This is a genomic window from Nocardia arthritidis NBRC 100137 (assembly GCF_001612765.1).
GTDB classification, from domain to species: domain Bacteria; phylum Actinomycetota; class Actinomycetes; order Mycobacteriales; family Mycobacteriaceae; genus Nocardia; species Nocardia arthritidis.
On record NZ_BDBB01000027.1, the window covers coordinates 70,996 to 87,277 of the forward strand.

Consider the following 16,282-nt stretch of genomic DNA (forward strand, 5'->3'; position numbering starts at 1 on the left):
ACGCTCGTGTTGGAGGCCGAACGCCGCAGCTGGATCCAGCCGCCCGAGCGGCAGCATCTGGAGTGCGGGTCCGGATGTCCGCACCCAGCCCTTCGCGAAGCGGATGTGTCGTGGTGCGGCCGATCCGATGGCGTTCGAGAATGTGGGGATGACACCCGCTGCGCGAGTGATCCTCGCTCCGGACAAGTTCAAGGGGTCGCTGGCCGCGCCGGAGGTGGCGGCGGCCCTCGCGGCGGGATTGCGCCGGAGCGCACCGGATACCGAGATCCGGCAGGTGCCGGTCGCCGACGGTGGTGACGGCACGGTCGAGGCGTTCGTCGCGGCAGGTTGGACGCGGGTGGAGTTGACGGCGCCGGGGCCTACCGGGGTACCGCGCCGGACGGCCTATGCCCGGCACGGGACGACCGCTGTCGTGGAACTGGCCGCCGTGGTCGGTCTGGCGGACTTGCCCGGGGGACGGCCGGACCCGTTGGGCGCGAGCACATATGGGCTCGGCGCGGTCCTGGCGCACGCCATGGAGCACGGCGCGACCGAGATCGTGCTCGGCCTGGGCGGCAGTGCCTCCACCGACGGCGGCGCGGGCATGCTCCAGGCCCTCGGCGTCCGCATCCTGGATGCCGACGGGCGGGAATTGCCGCGCGGCGGAGCGGCTTTGACCCACGCCGCACGGCTGGACCGCTCGCGCCTGCACCCCGGTGTCGCCGGTACGCGATTCACGCTGGCCTGCGACGTCGACAATCCGCTGCTCGGGCCGACCGGCGCGACGGCGGTGTACGGGTCGCAGAAGGGCGCCGGGCCTGCCGAACTCGACGTCCTCGAATCGGCGCTGACCGTCTGGGCCGAACTCGTCGGCCCCGAGTTCGCGCGGCTTCCGGGCGCGGGCGCGGCGGGCGGTACCGGTTTCGGTGCGCTCGCCGTGCTGGATGCACGGGTGCGCAGCGGCATCGAGGTCGTGCTCGAGTTGCTGGATTTTCCCGCCCTGCTCGTCACCGCCACCCTCGTGGTCACCGGTGAGGGATCGCTCGATCGGCAGAGCTTGCACGGCAAGGCGCCGGTCGGCGTGTGCGCGGCCGCTCGTAAGGCGGACGTCCCCGTAGTCGCCGTGGCGGGCCGTACGCTGCTCGCCTCCGAGGAGATCCGGGCCGCTGGCTTCGCGGGCAGCTATGCGCTGGCCGATCTGGAACCCGACCCGGACCGCTCGATGGCGGAGGCGGCGGCACTGCTCGAACGCGTCGGCGGCCGGATCGCCGCCGAGTGGCTGGATTAGCTCGCCGATGCCAGAACGTCCGGCGCCGGTCGCTCCTTTCCTCGGTGGGATCAGCTCGCCGACGCCAGGAGATTCGCGGCCAGCTCGTGCCGGTGCCGGTCGCCCCACTCCTCGAGCGGACGCAGCGCGACGGCCAGCTCCTTGCCGAGCGGCGTGAGCGAGTACTCGACCCGGGGCGGGACCTCGGGGTAGACCTCGCGGTGCACCACGCCGCTGGACTCCAGATGCCGCAAGTTCTCGGCGAGGACTTTCTCACTCACCCCGTCGAGCAGTCGGCGGATCTGTCCGAAGCGCTGGGGGCCGGTGCCGAGCACCCACATCAGGTGCATCTTCCACTTGCCGCCGACGACATCGATCGCGACCGTCATGCCGCACACTTCGTGATCCGCGTCACTGCCCATGCCCATCGCGCTCCTTTGACCTCGTTTCGGACCTCGAGGTAAGCAACCGCACCTCGACGTTCGGTCTTCCCGACTCTACCTGCGGGAACGACGATGAATTCCGGCGCCGACGCAAGTAACCGACGAGAACCGAAGGGACACATCATGTCCGAGCAGACCACCGCACGCGCAGTCTCCGTCGTCGGCCTCGGGCCGATGGGGCAGGCGATGGTCCGGGCCTTCCTGGACGCGGGCGTCGAGGTGACGGTGTGGAACCGCAGCCCCGAAAAGGCCGACGCCATGGTCGAACTCGGCGCGAAGCGCGCCGCGACCGTCGCCGACGCGCTCGACGCGAACGAGGTCACCGTGCTCAGCCTCACCCACTACGCGGCCATGTACGAGGTGCTGGGCCAGGCGACCGGCCACCTGAAAGGCAAGGTGATCGCGAACCTGTCCTCCGATTCGCCGGAGAAGGCGCGCGAGGGCGCGCAGTGGGTTCGCTCGCACGGCGCCCGATTCATCTCCGGCGGCGTCATGTCGGCGGGGGACAACATCACGCACCCGGCGTCCTACATCTTCTACAGCGGCCCGCGTGAGGTGTTCGACGCGCACGCCGAGTTGCTGCGACCGCTGAGCCCGCAGGAATACCTCGGCGCGGATGACGGGCTGGCGCAGATCTTCTACCAAGGGCTGCTGACCATCTTCCATCCCTGGTTGCTCGCCTTCGACCAGGCCACGGCGATGATCGACCGGTCCGGGCACGACATCGCCGCGTTCGTCCCCTTCGCGATCCGCTCGGCCGCCGCGTTCCCGTACTTCATGGAGGAGTTCTCGGTCGCCAACCAGAACGGCGGCTGGGCCTCCCTGGCCAGTCTGAAGATGATGGACGCGGGCGCACAGCACGTCATCGACGCGAGCGAAGAAGTCGGCGTCGACGCCGTCCTCTCGCACACCGCCCAGGCGCTCTGGCGCAAGGCAGTCGCCGCGAGCGAGCAGGCCGGCAACCCCGTCTCCACATACGCCCTCCTCCGCGGCGACGCCTGACCCTGCACACCCCGGCTTCGCAGAGTCGTTCCTCGCATGCACAGCCATGCGAGACCTAATCGGCTCTGCGAGGTCAGGGCTGGCGGGAGCGCTCACCTATGGAGAGCGGTGCTCTTGACTTCGGGGCACGCTCCGTGGAACACTTCTCTCTATAGAGAGCAGTGCTCACAACAAGGAGAAGTCATGGACCTCAGCACCCGCTACCTCGGCCCGGCCGGATTCGACGCGATTTTCAACCGGTTCGCCAACCTGCTGCCCAAGCTCGGCATCAGCGTGATGGGGTCGCGACTGCTCGCGGTGCGCGGGCGCAAGAGCGGGGAATGGCGCACCACGATGGTCAACTTGATGGTGCGGGAGGACGGTGAGCGCTTCCTCGTCGCGCCGCGCGGTCACACGCAGTGGGTGCGCAACCTGCGCGTCGCGGGCGGGGGCGAGTTGCGGCTCGGCCGCAAGGTGGAGACGTTCACCGCCACCGAGGTGGCCGATGCCGACAAGGTGCCGCTGCTGCGCCTCTACCTGCGGAAGTGGGGCTGGGAGGTCGGCAGGTTCTTCGAGGGCGTGACCAAGGACGCCACCGACGAGGAACTCGCCGCCATCGCGCCCGGGTTCCCGGTTTTCCAGCTCCGGTGAACTTCAGGCAGAACGGGCCAGGAATTCGATGGCGGCGGCGTAACCCTGGATGCCCATCCCCGCGACCACCGCGGTCGCGATGGGAGAGATGTAGGAGTGGTGCCGGAACTCCTCACGCGCGTGCACATTGCTGATGTGCACCTCGACGATGGGGAGCTCCGGAATCACCAGCGCGTCCCGTAGCGCCACCGAGGTGTGGGTGAGTCCCCCGGGATTGATCACGATGCCCGACTCGGCGCCGCGCGCCTGGTGGATGCGATCGATGAGCGCGCCTTCGGAGTTGGACTGGAAGGCGACGATCTCCCGGTCGAATCTCGCCGCGGTCCGCCGGCACAACTCCACGACGTCGTCGAGCGTGGCCGAGCCGTACACCTCCGGTTGCCGGGTGCCGAGCATGTTGAGGTTCGGGCCGTTCAGAACCAGGATCGGGCCCGGCGTCGCGGTCACAGCCATGCACGGCAAGATACCGCGCCATGCCGTGCCGCTCGGACCGGACCCGACCGGCTACAACCCCTGCGGACCTTCCGAGCGCAGGTCGTCGACCTTGCGCATGGCTTCGCGCAGTTCCTCCAGCCACGCTTCCGCGTGCCGGCCCGCCAGCTTCACGGTCCAGGCCAGCGCATCGGCGCGGGAACGGGCGACACCCGCGTCGACCAGAGTGTCGAGTACCTTGCGCTCCGGCTGGCGCAGCCGGGTCATGACGGGCACGGCCAAATGGGTGAACATGATCCGTTCCCCGTCCACCGACACGCCCCAGGCCACATTGCGCCGGTAGCGGTGCTGCGCCTCGTTCGCGATCTGCATCCGGGCGGGCCGGGTGGACTCGCGGAACCGGGCGACCGCGCCCTCCTTGGTCGCGCGCGGCACTTCTGCGGCCGGGGCGTCGGCGTCGTCGGTCTCCGGCGTCCTCTCCGGCTGCGGGATCGCCAGCTCGCCGATGACGACGATCTCGTCCCGATCGACTTCGATCACCGGCGGGCCGGTGAACCACTCACTCGGCAATCTTCCGGCGAACCAATCGGGCACGTCCGACGGGTCCGGCAGGTCTGCCTGCTGCCAGCCGCCCGTTCGCCCGAAACCCCGGCCGCGGTGTGCGTTTCTCATGACGAGTCACCTACTTACTTTGCTGCGGTGATTTCACTGATTACAAGATTACGTCGCAAACGGGTCATCGGAGTTCCGCTGTACGCGAACGAGGGTCCGATTGCTTCGTTCCGCACCTTTCGGGGTATTTATTGATTCGAAACGTCGACCGCGGGGGTAACCGCGCGACTTTTCGGGAAGGCCGGTACGGTAGCGGCGCCGGTTGCCGCCGAGCGGCCGGGCGATGATCATGAAAGGCCCCCCGAGATGCAAGATCCCGGGGCACAATTGGGATGCTGAGCATGGGTAACGTCCTCGCTACGGAGGCATCGCGGTCTGGTCTTTTTCGGGTACGGTGGTCTTGTTACTGGAGTGACAAGAGTGAAGAGTGGGCGACATGGACGTGTGGGGATCCCGCCGCTTTCGTGTTCGCGGCGCAATGGCACTCATGGGGGTGGCGGCGCTCGCGCTCGGGATCGGGTCGTGCGGGATACACGAGAAGCGGAACGAAGCCGAAGCGGTCGTGGAGCGCTTCACGGATCTGCTCGACGATCAGGACTACACCAAGGCGGCGGACCTGACGTCGTACCCCACCGCGGCCACGGCAACCCTCAAGCAAATGTTTACCGGGCTGCGGGGAGCGAAGGTCGACTACCGCAAGACCCAGTTCATCGGTCTGGACGCCCAGTCCGCGATCTTCAGCATGGACGTCGAGTGGAACTTCGGCGAGCGGAAGACCTGGAACTACAGCCTCGAGGGCAATGTGCGCAAGCTGGCCATCGGCTGGCGGATCTCCTGGGAGCCCGCGGTCGTGATGCCGCAGCTGACGCACAACCGGACGGTGCAGCTGGTGCGCACCTACCCGACGCCCCCGCCGCGGGTCAACGACATCGCGGGCGCACCGCTGATGACCGAGCAGACCATCAACGTGGTCAAGCTCGATCCCGGCAAGATGCCCGACCCGGTCGCGTCGACCGACGCGCTGGCCAAGGCCATCGAGCCGGTCGCGCCGCTGATCACCGGCCCATCGCTGATGCAGCAACTGGCCACCTCGCAGGGCAAGCCGATCGTCGCGGTGAACCTGCGCGAGGGTGACTTCGAGATCCTGGAACCGCGGATGGCGCCGATTCCCGGCGTGGTGCTGGAGAAGCAGCCGCGGCTGATCTCCGCCGACCGCCGGGTCTGGTCGCCGATGCTCGACGCGCTGCGCAAGGTGCAGCAGGAAAGCCAGGAGGCGCATTCCGGCTGGGGGGTCCAGCTGTTCGAACAGGACGGGCGGTTCATCACCCAGCTCGCCGGTCAGCAGGGTCCGCCGGGACCGGACATCGCGGGCACGATGGACCAGCGTTTGCAGCGTGCCGCCGAGGACGCGGTGGTCAGCGTGGCCACCCAGGCCTCGATCGTGGCGATCCAGCCGTCCACCGGGGCGGTGGTGGCGGCAGCGCAGAACAGCCAGGCCAGTGAGCACGGCTCGGTGGCATTCACCGGGTTGTATCCGGTGGGCGGCAACATGGAGCTGTTCCGCGCCGTCGCGGCCTCGGCGAAGGGGAAGGCGCCACAGGACGTCTCGGTACAGGACGCGGCCGAGGCGGCGACCGCGCTCGGCGTCGGCATCGACTTCAAGGTGCCCGGCCTCGACGAGGTGACCGGCCGTTTGGCCGTCGCGGGACGCAGTGCCGAGCAGGTGGTGCAAGGCGGCGGTTCGGACGCCGTGCTGGCCAGCCCGTTCGGCATGGCCATCGCCGCGGCCGCGATCGTGCGCGGAGCGGTGCCGCCGCCGATGATCGAGGCCGGGCGCCCGAGCACAACCGATGCCCCGCTCGACCCGCTGCCGCCGCAGACCGCCGACCGGCTGCGCGTCATGCTGCGCGACGCCACCAACGCGCCGGAGCTGGCCGCCGTGCGCCGCTACCGAGACGTCGACGCGTTCGCCGTGACCGCGGGCCCGGACGGGTGGCTCATCGGGGCGATGGGCGATCTGGTCTTCGCGATCCATATCAACGATGTGGACAGCCAGGACGCGACCGCGCGGATGGCGGCCAGGATGCTGCAGGCGCTGGCGACGCCGGAGCCGTGATCACCGCACGGCTTTGTACACCGCGCGCCAGCCGAGCAGGAACACCGCGAGCACCACGCCGGCCACCAGCACGAAGCTGACCGCCGTGCCCTGACCACCGACCACGCGCAGCAGCATGCCCCCGATCAGGGTGCAAGCCCAGATCACGACGCCGGCGGGCCACAGGGCGGTGATGTCGCCCCGCGCGTCGCGCCACCTGAGCGCCACGACGACGAGCCAGCCCACGATCAAACCGGTCGCGAACGGCCACACGGTGCGCAGCAGACCGGTGAGCACCGCCTCGTCGTGGCTGCGCCTGCCGATAGCGCAGAAGACGACGACGAGCAGCGCATCGACCACGAAGGGCAGCAGTTTCCTCACGCGGGCCAGCGTAACGGGGCTTTCGAAGAGCAGCGCCACGGCGGCGGTCACAGCCGGCGCTGCTCGAATTCCTTCTCGAACTCTTCGTCGTCGGCCTGCCGGGTGCGGAACAGGAACCCGAACACGATCCAGCCGACGATCGCGACCAGGACGAAACTCACCATCCGATAGACGAACGCCGCGGCGACCGCCTGCGCGGCGGGCAGGCCCGCGGCGGCGGTGAGACCGTAGATCAGCGTCGCGTCGACGTAGACGATGCCGCCCGGCGCGAACGGGATGGACCCCACCGCCTTGCCGACGGCGAACGCGAGCAACAGACCGGCGATGCGCGGATCGGCGCCGACCGCGTAACAGGCCGCACCGAGGCAGGCGACGTCGGCGAAACGATGCATCAGCGCCCAGAGCGCCACCAACAGGCCGTCGCGCTTGCCGAGGTCAACCGATTCCAGTTGGCCGAGCACGTCCGCGATCTTGTCCGCCCCCTGCCCCGGTGGCCGTTTGCGCGCCCGGTTGACCAATGCGAGCAGTCTGCGCGCCAGCGCCTCGAGCGAACCGGGATCACGCGAGATGTGATTGCCCGCCCACACCAGCGCGACGACGGCGGCCAGCGAGAGGATCAGGTTCAGCGGACCCACTCGCCCGCCCGACAGCAGCGTGCCGCCGACCCCGAGCAGCGCCAGGCCCACTGTCGCGACCACGCCGGAGAACACCAGCTGCCACGAGGCGACGATCGGACTGGCGCCCCAGCGCCTGGTCTGTCGGTAGGTGAACGCGGTGGAGAATACCTGGCCCGCGGGCAAGGTCACCGACATCGCCGTCGCACCATAGACCACCGCGACGGATTTCCGCTGACTCACCGCGACGCCGCCCGCGTTGAGCAGCTGTTTCTGCACCCTGGCGAAGCCGCTCATCGACACGGCCTGCAGCCAGATCGAGCCGGCCAGCCAACCCCAGTGGATCTCGGTGAGTTTGCGCCAGGACTCGTGCAGGCGCGGCCAGAGGTACACGCCCTCGGCGATCAGCAGGGCAAGCAGGGCCGCGCCGAGCACCCACTTCAGCCAGCGGAATCTGCCACGGCGGGAACCCGCCGTGGGCGGCGGCGCAGGATCGCCTGCCAGTTCCCCGTCGGCCGTCACGCGGTCAGCCTAACGAACGCGCCGTTTCGGCATCGGCATCGTCGGGCGCGTCGGCCTGTTCTCGTGGCCAGGCCAGCAGCGTTTTCCTGCGTCTGCCGCGCAGCTGCACCTCGTCGCCGGTTTCCCACTGGTCCTGCTCGCTTTCCTCGGCGAAATACAGCGCGCTGCCCGAGGCCAGCGTCCGGCCGGGACGTTCTTTGGCCAGCTCGGTGAGCCGGGATGCCTCATTGACCGGATCACCGATCACCGTGTACTCGAAGCGGTTGGCCGCGCCGATGTTCCCCGCGACGGCCAAGCCCGCCGAAACACCGATACCGATGTCGAGGCCGGGGACTTCCCGGAGGGTTTCGCGCAGTTCGCGTGCGGCGGCGAGCGCGGCGGTCGGCGCGTCCGGGCGGTCGAGCGGTGCGCCGAAGATGGCCAGCGCCGCGTCGCCGACGAATTTGTTCACGAAGCCGTGGTGGCGGTGGATCACATCGACCACGATGCGGAAGAACTCGTTGAGCAGGCTGACCACCTCGGTGGGCGGCCGCTCGGCCGCGGCGGCGGTTGAGCCGACCATGTCGACGAACAGCACTGCGACGAAGCGGGTCTCGCCGCCGAGTTCGGTGCCGTAGTCCAGCGCCCGCTGCGCCACCTCCTCGCCGACGTGCTGACCGAACAGTTCCTGGAGCTGGCGACGCTTGGCGGCCTCCTCCATCATCCGGTTGAAGCCCACCTGCAGCAGCCCGATCTCGCTGCCGTCGAAGACCTCGACCTGCACGTCGCGCGCCCCGGCCTGTACCCGATCGATGGCTTGGCTGAGCTGGCGCACCGGGTCGGAGATGCTCGAACCGGTGAGCATGGACAGCGCGAGCGCCTGCATGATCACCACGCCGCACAGCAGCAGGATGGAGATGGCCAGCGACTGCGCGGAGAACTTCACCTCCGAGGAGATCTGGGTGACGCACAGCAGCACGATCGCGATGGTGGGCGCGAAGGTGCCCATGCCCCAGGTCATCGCCATCCTGGTGCCGACGCCCGGGGTCAGGGTGTGGTCGAAGGTGCCCTCGGTCAGCGCCTGGGCCGCGACCGGGCGCAGAATGCGTTCGCCCAGCATGTAGGTGAAACCGAACACGATGGTCGCGGCCATGCACTCGGTGATGATGACCGCGCCTGCCAGCGCGGGAGTGTCCTTGATGATCAGCGTGGCCAGCACGGCGCCGCCGATCAGCCACAGCGCGAGATGCAGGATCGCCTGGCGCAGCGGTGCGTGCAGCGCGGCCATCTGCTCTTGACGGCTGGGCGGTCCGCCGCGCATCTGCCAGCGCATCACCGGACGCAGCATCAACGCGGAGGCGGCCATGCTGAGCAGGCCGCCCGCCACGAAGACCACGGCCGGGATCAGCAGGCCGGTGCGCCTGGCGCCGGAGGGCTCGCCCTCGGGGACGGGTAGCCCGTACTGGATGAACGCCCACACCAGAACCGCGCCGAAAGCGTTCGCCAGCAGCATCGATGTCAGGTACAGCGGCCAGCGCGTTCGCATGGTCTGTTTGACCGCTTCCAGAGGCGCTGACACGGGGTCCAATCTAGCGTTTCGATCATGTCGGCATATCCGCGGCGCTGCGCGGCGGTCGCGGCGCCGATGATCGCGGACAGGGTGCGGCCGAGCCGGTTAGGCTCACGGAGGTGACCGACCCGAAGCCAAGTCCAGAGCGGAAAATCACGCTGTCACGGCACGCCGCGGAGACGGTGCATCCGATCGTGCGGGTGTCGGCGGAGTGGGGCTGGCGGCTGCTGGTGCTGTTCGCGCTGGCGCTCGCGGCGGCGGCGATCGTGCAGAAACTGGCGACCGTGGTGATTCCGCTCGCCATCGCGCTGCTCGCGGCGGCCCTGCTCGCACCGCTGGTGGACTGGATGCAGCGCTTGGGCGTGCCGCGCGCGGTGGGCGTCTTCGTTGCGCTGGTCGGGTCGATCGGTGTGGTCGCGGGCATCATGACCTTCGTCGTCGAACAGTTCGTCGCCGGTGTGCCGGAGCTGTCGAACAAGTTCACCGACAGCATCCACCAGATCCAGGACTGGCTGATCAACGGCAGGCTGCATCTGAGCAACGAACAGATCCGCAACGTGGGCGACGCCGCCGTCAAGGCGATCCAGTCCAATCAGGACAGCCTGACCAGCGGGGCGCTCACCACCGCCACCGTCATCGGCGAGTTGCTGACCGGCACCTTCCTGACGCTGTTCATCCTCATCTTCTTCCTCTACGGCGGCGACCAGATCTGGGAATTCGTCACCAGGATCGTGCCCACCGACCACCGTGAGCGGGTCCGCACCGCCGGGCAGCTCGGGTTCGGCACGCTGGTCGGATTCGTCCGCGCGACCGTCGTGGTCGCCGCGGTGGACGCCATCGGCATCGGCGCCGGGCTGGCCATTCTCGGGGTGCCCTTGGCGCTCCCGCTGGCCTCGCTGGTATTCATCGGCGCGTTCATCCCGATCATCGGCGCGTTCCTGGCCGGGTTCATCGCGGTGTTCATCGCGTTGGTAACCAAAGGGCTGGTCACCGCACTGATCGTGCTCGGCATCATCATCGCGGTGATGCAGCTCGAGGGTCACGTGCTGCAACCGCTGCTGCTCGGGCGGGCGGTGAGCATTCATCCGCTGGCCGTGGTGCTGGCGATCACGGCGGGCGTGGTGATCGGCGGGATCGCGGGAGGTCTGCTCGCGGTGCCGTTCGTCGCGGTGATGAACACCGCGATCCGGTCGTTGCTCGAGGGACCGGAGGAGCTGTACGAGGAACTACAGACCGGCCGCGACCATCGGCCGCTGTATCAAGCCGAACCCGATCACCCCGATCCCGGCCGGTTCGACGTGGCGGCGACGCTCATGGAGGCGACCCGGAGGCGGGCGGAGGCGATGAAGGCGGCACAGCAGAAGGCGGATTCCGATGATGTCGGGCAAGCCGGCGACGGCACGGCGCAGGCCTGAGCCGCGCTCGGCCGACGTGGCGACCACACCGCTGTGGCGGGCCGCGCAGGCGCTGCGGCTGGTCACGCTGCTGTACGCGGTCGGACAGCAGATCGCCTCGGCACCGTACTACACGAATCAGCGGTTGAGCTGGGTGCTCGTCGCCCTGATGGCGGTGTGGTCGGGTGCTTCGGCGATCATGTTGTCGCAGTGGCATTTTCCCGAGGTGGCTCGGCTGCGCGTCTGGGTGGTGATCGGCGACCACGTGGTCGTGATCGGGCTGATGGCCGCCACCCGCCTGGTCGCCGATTACGGCTGGTATCACGGACATCAGACGTTGCCGACCACGCTGTGGGCGACCAACGCCGTGATCGGGGCGGCGATCCTGCGCGGCCCGTTCGCAGGCGTGCTGTCCGGAGCGTTGATCGCCGCGGTGGCACTGACGGTGCGCGACCAGTGGGGTGAGGACGTGTGGACGGACGCGACGGTGCCGGTGCTCGTCTCGGTGGGCCTCGCGCTCGGTTTGGCCGCCAATACCGCCCGCCGCGCCCAGGATCAGCTGGAGCGAGCGGTGCGCCTGACCGCGGCGGCCGAGGAGCGCGAACGGCTCTCCCGCGAGGTGCACGACGGGGTGTTGCAAGTACTCAGCTACATCAAGCGCCGCGGCAGCGAGATCGGCGGGCCCACGGAGGAATTGGCGTTGCGAGCCGGTGAGCAGGAGGTGGCGCTGCGCGTGCTGATCACCGAGCAGGCCGATCACCGGGACGCGGGGGGCTCCGAGGTCGACCTGCGGCCCCTGCTGACCGCGCAATCAACCCCCACGGTATCGGTGTCCACGCCCGGCGAGCCGGTGCGGGTCGGCCGCTGGATGGCGAACGAGATCGCCTCGGCCGTCGCCACGGCGCTGTCCAATGTGGAACTACACGCGGGGCCGGATGCGAGAGCATATGTCCTACTGGAGGACACCGGCGACGAACTGGTGATCAGTGTGCGCGACGATGGCGTCGGCATCCCGCCGGGCCGGCTGGCCGAGGCGGAAGCCGAAGGGCGCATGGGGGTCTCCCGATCGATCGTCGGCCGGATCGCGGCCCTGGGCGGCAGCGCGGACCTGCTCACCGAGATCGACGGCGGGGTCGGGTTCGGCACCGAATGGGAATTCCGGGTGCCCAGATGAGCGACGACGGGAGGCACGGATGACGGACCAGGCGGCCGAGTCCATTTCGGTGATGGTGGTGGACGACCACCCGATGTGGCGTGACGGCGTCTCCCGCGATCTCACCGAGGCCGGATTCCTGGTGACGGCCACGGCCGACGGTGTCGCCGCGGCGGGCAGGCGCGCCGCGGCGGTGCGCCCGGACGTGGTGCTTATGGACATGCAGCTGCCCGACGGCAACGGGGCGCAGGCCACCGCCGAGGTGCTGCGGGTGTCGCCGCAGAGCCGGGTGCTGGTGCTCTCGGCCTCGGCCGAGCGCGACGACGTACTCGACGCGATCAAGGCGGGCGCCTCGGGATACCTGGTGAAAAGCGCGTCGGCGGCCGAACTCATCGACGCCGTGCGCGCCACCGCGGCCGGTCAAGCGGTGTTCACTCCCGGGCTGGCCGGGCTGGTGCTCGGCGAATACCGGCGGATGGCGACCGCGCCCGCGCAGCCGGACGAGCCACACCGGCCCGCGCTCACCGAGCGGGAGACCGAGGTGCTGCGGATGGTGGCGAAAGGGTTGTCCGCCAAGCAGATAGCGACGCGACTGGGACTGAGCCATCGCACCGTGGAGAACCACGTGCAGGCGACGCTGCGAAAATTGCAGCTGGCGAACCGGGTCGAGTTGACCCGCTACGCCATCGAACAGGGGCTCGAGTAGGCCCGGCACCCCCCCCGAATCAGGGATCGCCCTGATGCGGCGGTGGCCGCGCGCTCGGTAACCTCGATCACATGGGTGGGCCCGAATCGGTATCGAAGGCGGTCGGCTCCGGCGGCGCGGTGGGCGACCGGGAACTGCGCGTGTCGGACGCCGAGCGGGAACACGTCGGTCAACTGTTGCAGCGCGCCGTCGGCCTCGGCATGCTCTCGCTCGGCGAATTCACCGAGCGGATGGACACGGCTCTGGCCGCCAGGACGCGCGGCGAGTTGAACGCCGTCCTCATCGATCTGCCCGGTGTGCGCCTGGTCGGACAGCCCGCCGCGGCGCCGTCGACGTTCGTGAACACCTCGCCCGCGTTCGCCAGGCAGGCCCCCGGCCCGAATGCCACGGGCAACGTGATCCGTTCGCGGTTGTCCGGGGTGAACCGCCGCGGCTCGTGGCAGGTGCCGCCCACGCTGCATCTGAACAACTGGCTGTCCGGGGTCACCTTGGACTTCACCGCGGCGATCATGTCGACCCAAGTGGTCGAACTGCGTGTCGACGACTTCTTCGGCTCGATCACCCTGATCGTGCCCGCGGAGGCCACCGTCGACCTGAACGGTCTGGAGCTGATCGGTTCCAGCGTGAACAACAAGGTCCGCACCGGCCCGCCGATCGGCCCGCTGCATCTGGTGGTGCACGGAAAAATGCGATTCGGATCGGTCACCGCGAAGCATCCACTCATCGCGCAGTGGCGGCGGTTGATGGGTCGCTGAGCCGCCGGGTCGCACCGACGCGCGCGGCGCCGATCGCGCCGGCGACCGCTTCGACCACTTCACGGGTGAAACGGATGCGGTTGGCCACGGACCCGCCGTAGGAGTCGGTGCGCTGATTGGTGTTCTGCGCCGGGGATTGGGGCAGAAGGTAGCCATTCGCAAAGGGCGGGGGCCGCTGTGTCCGTCATGGTAGTACCGTAAAACTTGACATCGATGTGAGATTCAAGCCGGAACGGGAAAGGCCAGGTGGCGGATGCGAATCGGGGAACTCGCGGAGCGGACCGGGGTGAGTGAGCGGTCGCTGCGCTACTACGAGCAGCAAGGCATGCTGGCCTCCGATCGCACCCCCGGCGGTCATCGCGACTATCCGGAGCGGGCGGTGGACCGGGTCATCCACATCCAGGAGCTGCTCGCGGCGGGACTCACCAGCAAGAAGATCTCGCGGATCCTGCCCTGCATGCGCGACGCGGACGGCGGTCCCAACGAGTACGCCACGCCCGCGCTGGTCGACGAGCTGCGGACGGAACGGGAGCGGATCACTCGCACCATCAACGATCTCGTGCGCTCGCGCGAGGTGCTGGACGAGGTGATCGAACGGGCCGGTGAACGGGCGGCGACCTAGGTGTTGACCCCGACCCGGCGGGCGAACGCGCGCAGCGGCACCTTCCGGTCGTGGTCGAGCAGTTCGGACACGATATGACGCGGCAGGGTCTGGTATTTCAGCCAGTCCGCGCCGCCCACCCGTTCCGCGGTGAGCAAGGCGTCCAGCGCGCGCCGATGCTGCCCGGTGCGCGTCAGGGCGACCGCCGTGTCGGCGAGGTGCCGGGCCCGCGACGCCTGCGGCAGGCTGCCGTTGACCGGCATGTTCTTGGCCGCGGCCAGCGCCTCCGGGTAGCGCTCGGAGGAGACGTTGACATCGACCGTCTGCATGACGACCTGTGAGGGGCCGAAATAGGTCTCGTAGTCCTGCCGGTCCACGCCGATCCGCATGGCGACTTCGCTCGCGGCCTCGACCAGGGACAACGCGTCCCGCACGTCCTGCGCCCGGCCCGCGGCGGTCGCGCCCTGCAAGACCAGCGAGCCGTAGGCGGACAGGTGCGTCGGCGTGACGTCGCCGGAGGGCTCGAGGGTCGCGGCCGCGTTGAGCGCGACGCCGCGCGATTCGTCGTAGCGGCCCTGCACCAGCAACTGCCAGGCCACCGAACCGCGGATGGTGGCCAGCAGCAGGGGATCGTTGCCCAGCTCGGCGGCGGTGAGCGCCTGCCGGATAGCCAGGAACGCCGGATCGGTCTGGCCGAGATGCACCAGCGTGCAACCGGTCACCCAGTACATCCTGGCCAGCAATTCGTTGGCAGGCGCGACCGAACCGTTGCGCGCGGCGTGCACGGTGGCGCGCAGCTGGGTCAACCCGGGCGGAAGGATCGAGGTCAGCAGTTCGTAGCGGCCCGACCAGTAGGCGCCCCAGGCGTAGTCGACCGCCCGACGGCCGTCGTCGAGGCTGACCGCCGCCTCCTCCTTGGTCTCGCCGAGCAGGTCGTCGACCGGTGTCAAGGCGCGGCGGATCGCCACGATGCCCGCGTCCGGATCGGCGGACGGCACACCTTGGCGCTTGCCGATCAGATCGGCGATGTCCACGTCCAAGGCGCGCGCTATCTTCTGCAAGCTGGCGATGGAGGCGGTCTGGCGGCCGCCCTGCTCGAGCTTGCGCACCAGATCCACGCTGACTCCCGCCTGGTCGGCGAGCTGACGCTGGGTGAGCGCCTTGCCGCGGAACTGGCGGATCCGAACTCCGATCGACGATTCGTCCATACCCAAGTCCTTTGTTAAATCTGGGTTTCAGAGTACGACGCTATGTTATCTGGGACTACCGAAGTGGGACATTGCGTACGACTCGTTCGCTGCTGGTTGGAATACCGTTGCCTTTCTGCAACTTTGACTGCAAAGGGCGGCGGCGATGAAAACCATGCCGAATACCACCGTGCGGGCCGGGCGCGCTGATCGCGCGCCGCGGCCTGGTGCACAGACCACCCGACCGGTGCGCCATGTCAGCGCTCTTCCCGCGAATCCCAGCACAGGGATGCGCGACCAGCGCGTGTTGCTATGCCGAAAGTCCGCCGTCATCACCGAATTCGGCTTCTGTGATGCGGAGTAGGATGATGTTCGAGAGCTGTCACACTCCACATGAAGTCGCGCATCTGCTGCGGCATACCTACGGGCTGCCGGTCCAGCTTCTGGCAGGCCGCCCGATCATCACCACCGGATCCATCATCGGGGCGATCGTCATGCCGCCGGAACTGGGCCGGAAAGTGCTGGCCCAGTTGGACCGCAACCACACCGCGCCCGTGATCGCCGACCCGGGCGAACGCACCTGGACCTTCCTCGTCACACCCCCGAGCCCTGCTCGGTCGGTCGAAGTCCCGGTTCGCCGCTGCCTCGCCGGTCATGGCGTCACCGTGGTCCCCGGCGGTCGCATCATCCTGCTGCCCAGCTCCGACACTGCCCTCGGCTGGCACTGGGCGGGCGAACCGGCGGCCGGCGTCCTGCGCATGCCCCCGCGCGCCGCGGTGATCGATGCCGTGCACGAGGTCATCGGCTCGCGCGCCTACTGACCACCTGGCGTGACCGGTCCGTATCCGACAGCCCCGGGTGCGGGCCGGTCGGGTAGAACCCGGCTGTCTACCAGGGGTAACTACTCATGCCCGCGCACGTCGCGGAAATCAGCATGAGAGTCATGACTACCTCCATCGA

General features: G+C 68.9%; 17 protein-coding genes and 1 pseudogene. 10 read left to right on the forward strand and 8 right to left on the reverse strand.

Annotated elements, in window-relative coordinates; genetic code table 11:
- Positions 1-148 precede the first annotated feature (148 nt).
- A complete protein-coding gene (locus NA8_RS20490) occupies positions 149-1,267 on the forward strand; it encodes a glycerate kinase (protein ID WP_063052015.1) in 1,119 nt (372 codons plus the stop codon).
- Positions 1,268-1,317: 50 nt separating this feature from the next.
- Here NA8_RS20490 and NA8_RS20495 read toward each other — a convergent pair whose 3' ends face one another.
- Positions 1,318-1,674, reverse strand: coding sequence for a winged helix-turn-helix transcriptional regulator (locus tag NA8_RS20495; protein ID WP_063051983.1), 357 nt, complete (start codon positions 1,672-1,674; stop codon positions 1,318-1,320).
- Between the two features lie 138 nt (positions 1,675-1,812).
- On the opposite strand from NA8_RS20495, the gene NA8_RS20500 reads away from it, so the two are divergent.
- The gene (locus NA8_RS20500; protein ID WP_063051984.1) at positions 1,813-2,691 is read left to right on the forward strand and encodes an NAD(P)-dependent oxidoreductase; all 879 of its coding nucleotides are present in this window, start codon (positions 1,813-1,815) and stop codon (positions 2,689-2,691) included.
- Positions 2,692-2,874: 183 nt separating this feature from the next.
- Positions 2,875-3,321 carry a nitroreductase family deazaflavin-dependent oxidoreductase gene (locus tag NA8_RS20505; RefSeq protein ID WP_062973086.1) on the forward strand — a complete coding sequence of 149 codons (447 nt, stop codon included), beginning with the start codon at positions 2,875-2,877 and terminating at the stop codon, positions 3,319-3,321.
- A 3-nt stretch (positions 3,322-3,324) separates the two neighbouring features.
- Here the strand turns inward: NA8_RS20505 and aroQ are convergent, their stop codons facing one another.
- A complete protein-coding gene (aroQ, locus tag NA8_RS20510; protein WP_063051985.1) occupies positions 3,325-3,774 on the reverse strand; it encodes a type II 3-dehydroquinate dehydratase in 450 nt (149 codons plus the stop codon).
- 51 nt (positions 3,775-3,825) lie between these two features.
- Positions 3,826-4,425, reverse strand: a complete 600-nt coding sequence (gene abmR / locus NA8_RS20515) for an ATP-binding transcription factor AbmR (protein ID WP_063051986.1) — start codon at positions 4,423-4,425, stop codon at positions 3,826-3,828.
- A gap of 418 nt (positions 4,426-4,843) precedes the next feature.
- On the opposite strand from abmR, the gene NA8_RS20520 reads away from it, so the two are divergent.
- A complete protein-coding gene (locus NA8_RS20520) occupies positions 4,844-6,481 on the forward strand; it encodes an NTF2-like N-terminal transpeptidase domain-containing protein (RefSeq protein WP_063051987.1) in 1,638 nt (545 codons plus the stop codon).
- Here NA8_RS20520 and NA8_RS20525 read toward each other — a convergent pair whose 3' ends face one another.
- From NA8_RS20525 to NA8_RS20535, 3 genes are read right to left on the reverse strand one after another with little or no spacing between them, the layout of a single operon-like run.
- Positions 6,482-6,841: a DUF3054 domain-containing protein gene (locus NA8_RS20525; RefSeq protein ID WP_063052016.1), complete on the reverse strand. Its 360-nt coding sequence runs from the start codon at positions 6,839-6,841 to the stop codon at positions 6,482-6,484. It abuts the gene before it with no gap.
- Between the two features lie 47 nt (positions 6,842-6,888).
- Positions 6,889-7,977, reverse strand: coding sequence for a lysylphosphatidylglycerol synthase transmembrane domain-containing protein (locus tag NA8_RS20530; protein ID WP_063051988.1), 1,089 nt, complete (start codon positions 7,975-7,977; stop codon positions 6,889-6,891).
- Between the two features lie 4 nt (positions 7,978-7,981).
- Complete coding sequence (locus NA8_RS20535) at positions 7,982-9,502, reverse strand: adenylate/guanylate cyclase domain-containing protein (RefSeq protein WP_174550112.1); 1,521 nt, start codon at positions 9,500-9,502, stop codon at positions 7,982-7,984.
- A gap of 143 nt (positions 9,503-9,645) precedes the next feature.
- On the opposite strand from NA8_RS20535, the gene NA8_RS20540 reads away from it, so the two are divergent.
- From NA8_RS20540 to NA8_RS20555, 4 genes are all read left to right on the forward strand, one after another.
- Positions 9,646-10,941, forward strand: a complete 1,296-nt coding sequence (locus NA8_RS20540; protein WP_084466949.1) for an AI-2E family transporter — start codon at positions 9,646-9,648, stop codon at positions 10,939-10,941.
- Positions 10,904-12,094, forward strand: a complete 1,191-nt coding sequence (macS, locus tag NA8_RS20545) for a MacS family sensor histidine kinase (RefSeq protein WP_084466950.1) — start codon at positions 10,904-10,906, stop codon at positions 12,092-12,094. Before NA8_RS20540 ends, macS begins: the two co-directional genes overlap by 38 nt.
- A 19-nt stretch (positions 12,095-12,113) precedes the next feature.
- Positions 12,114-12,779, forward strand: a complete 666-nt coding sequence (locus tag NA8_RS20550; RefSeq protein ID WP_063051989.1) for a response regulator — start codon at positions 12,114-12,116, stop codon at positions 12,777-12,779.
- 119 nt (positions 12,780-12,898) lie between these two features.
- A complete protein-coding gene (locus NA8_RS20555; RefSeq protein WP_157106807.1) occupies positions 12,899-13,534 on the forward strand; it encodes a DUF1707 SHOCT-like domain-containing protein in 636 nt (211 codons plus the stop codon).
- Here NA8_RS20555 and NA8_RS32990 read toward each other — a convergent pair.
- A pseudogene (locus tag NA8_RS32990) lies at positions 13,512-13,694 on the reverse strand (oxidoreductase); the annotation flags it as partial. The gene NA8_RS20555 and the pseudogene NA8_RS32990 sit on opposite strands and share 23 nt — an antisense overlap.
- A gap of 93 nt (positions 13,695-13,787) precedes the next feature.
- On the opposite strand from NA8_RS32990, the gene NA8_RS20560 reads away from it, so the two are divergent.
- A complete protein-coding gene (locus NA8_RS20560; protein WP_040871073.1) occupies positions 13,788-14,156 on the forward strand; it encodes a MerR family transcriptional regulator in 369 nt (122 codons plus the stop codon).
- Here the strand turns inward: NA8_RS20560 and NA8_RS20565 are convergent.
- Complete coding sequence (locus NA8_RS20565) at positions 14,153-15,343, reverse strand: helix-turn-helix domain-containing protein (protein WP_062973065.1); 1,191 nt, start codon at positions 15,341-15,343, stop codon at positions 14,153-14,155. The two genes, NA8_RS20560 and NA8_RS20565, sit on opposite strands and share 4 nt — an antisense overlap.
- 344 nt (positions 15,344-15,687) lie before the next feature.
- On the opposite strand from NA8_RS20565, the gene NA8_RS20570 reads away from it, so the two are divergent.
- Positions 15,688-16,143, forward strand: coding sequence for a hypothetical protein (locus NA8_RS20570; protein WP_245663921.1), 456 nt, complete (start codon positions 15,688-15,690; stop codon positions 16,141-16,143).
- Positions 16,144-16,282 lie beyond the last annotated feature (139 nt).

Bases quoted from the DNA above. Each gene is read 5' to 3' on its own strand.
- NA8_RS20490 (WP_063052015.1), top strand. From the start codon at position 149: ATGACACCCGCTGCGCGAGTGATCCTCGCTCCGGACAAGTTCAAGGGG.
- NA8_RS20550 (WP_063051989.1), top strand. From the start codon at position 12,114: ATGACGGACCAGGCGGCCGAGTCCATTTCGGTGATGGTGGTGGACGAC.
- NA8_RS20500 (WP_063051984.1), top strand. From the start codon at position 1,813: ATGTCCGAGCAGACCACCGCACGCGCAGTCTCCGTCGTCGGCCTCGGG.
- NA8_RS20535 (WP_174550112.1), bottom strand. From the start codon at position 9,502: ATGCGAACGCGCTGGCCGCTGTACCTGACATCGATGCTGCTGGCGAAC.
- NA8_RS20560 (WP_040871073.1), top strand. From the start codon at position 13,788: ATGCGAATCGGGGAACTCGCGGAGCGGACCGGGGTGAGTGAGCGGTCG.
- macS (WP_084466950.1), top strand. From the start codon at position 10,904: ATGTCGGGCAAGCCGGCGACGGCACGGCGCAGGCCTGAGCCGCGCTCG.
- NA8_RS20520 (WP_063051987.1), top strand. From the start codon at position 4,844: ATGGCACTCATGGGGGTGGCGGCGCTCGCGCTCGGGATCGGGTCGTGC.
- aroQ (WP_063051985.1), bottom strand. From the start codon at position 3,774: ATGGCTGTGACCGCGACGCCGGGCCCGATCCTGGTTCTGAACGGCCCG.
- NA8_RS20570 (WP_245663921.1), top strand. From the start codon at position 15,688: ATGATGTTCGAGAGCTGTCACACTCCACATGAAGTCGCGCATCTGCTG.
- NA8_RS20505 (WP_062973086.1), top strand. From the start codon at position 2,875: ATGGACCTCAGCACCCGCTACCTCGGCCCGGCCGGATTCGACGCGATT.
- abmR (WP_063051986.1), bottom strand. From the start codon at position 4,425: ATGAGAAACGCACACCGCGGCCGGGGTTTCGGGCGAACGGGCGGCTGG.
- NA8_RS20565 (WP_062973065.1), bottom strand. From the start codon at position 15,343: ATGGACGAATCGTCGATCGGAGTTCGGATCCGCCAGTTCCGCGGCAAG.
- NA8_RS20495 (WP_063051983.1), bottom strand. From the start codon at position 1,674: ATGGGCATGGGCAGTGACGCGGATCACGAAGTGTGCGGCATGACGGTC.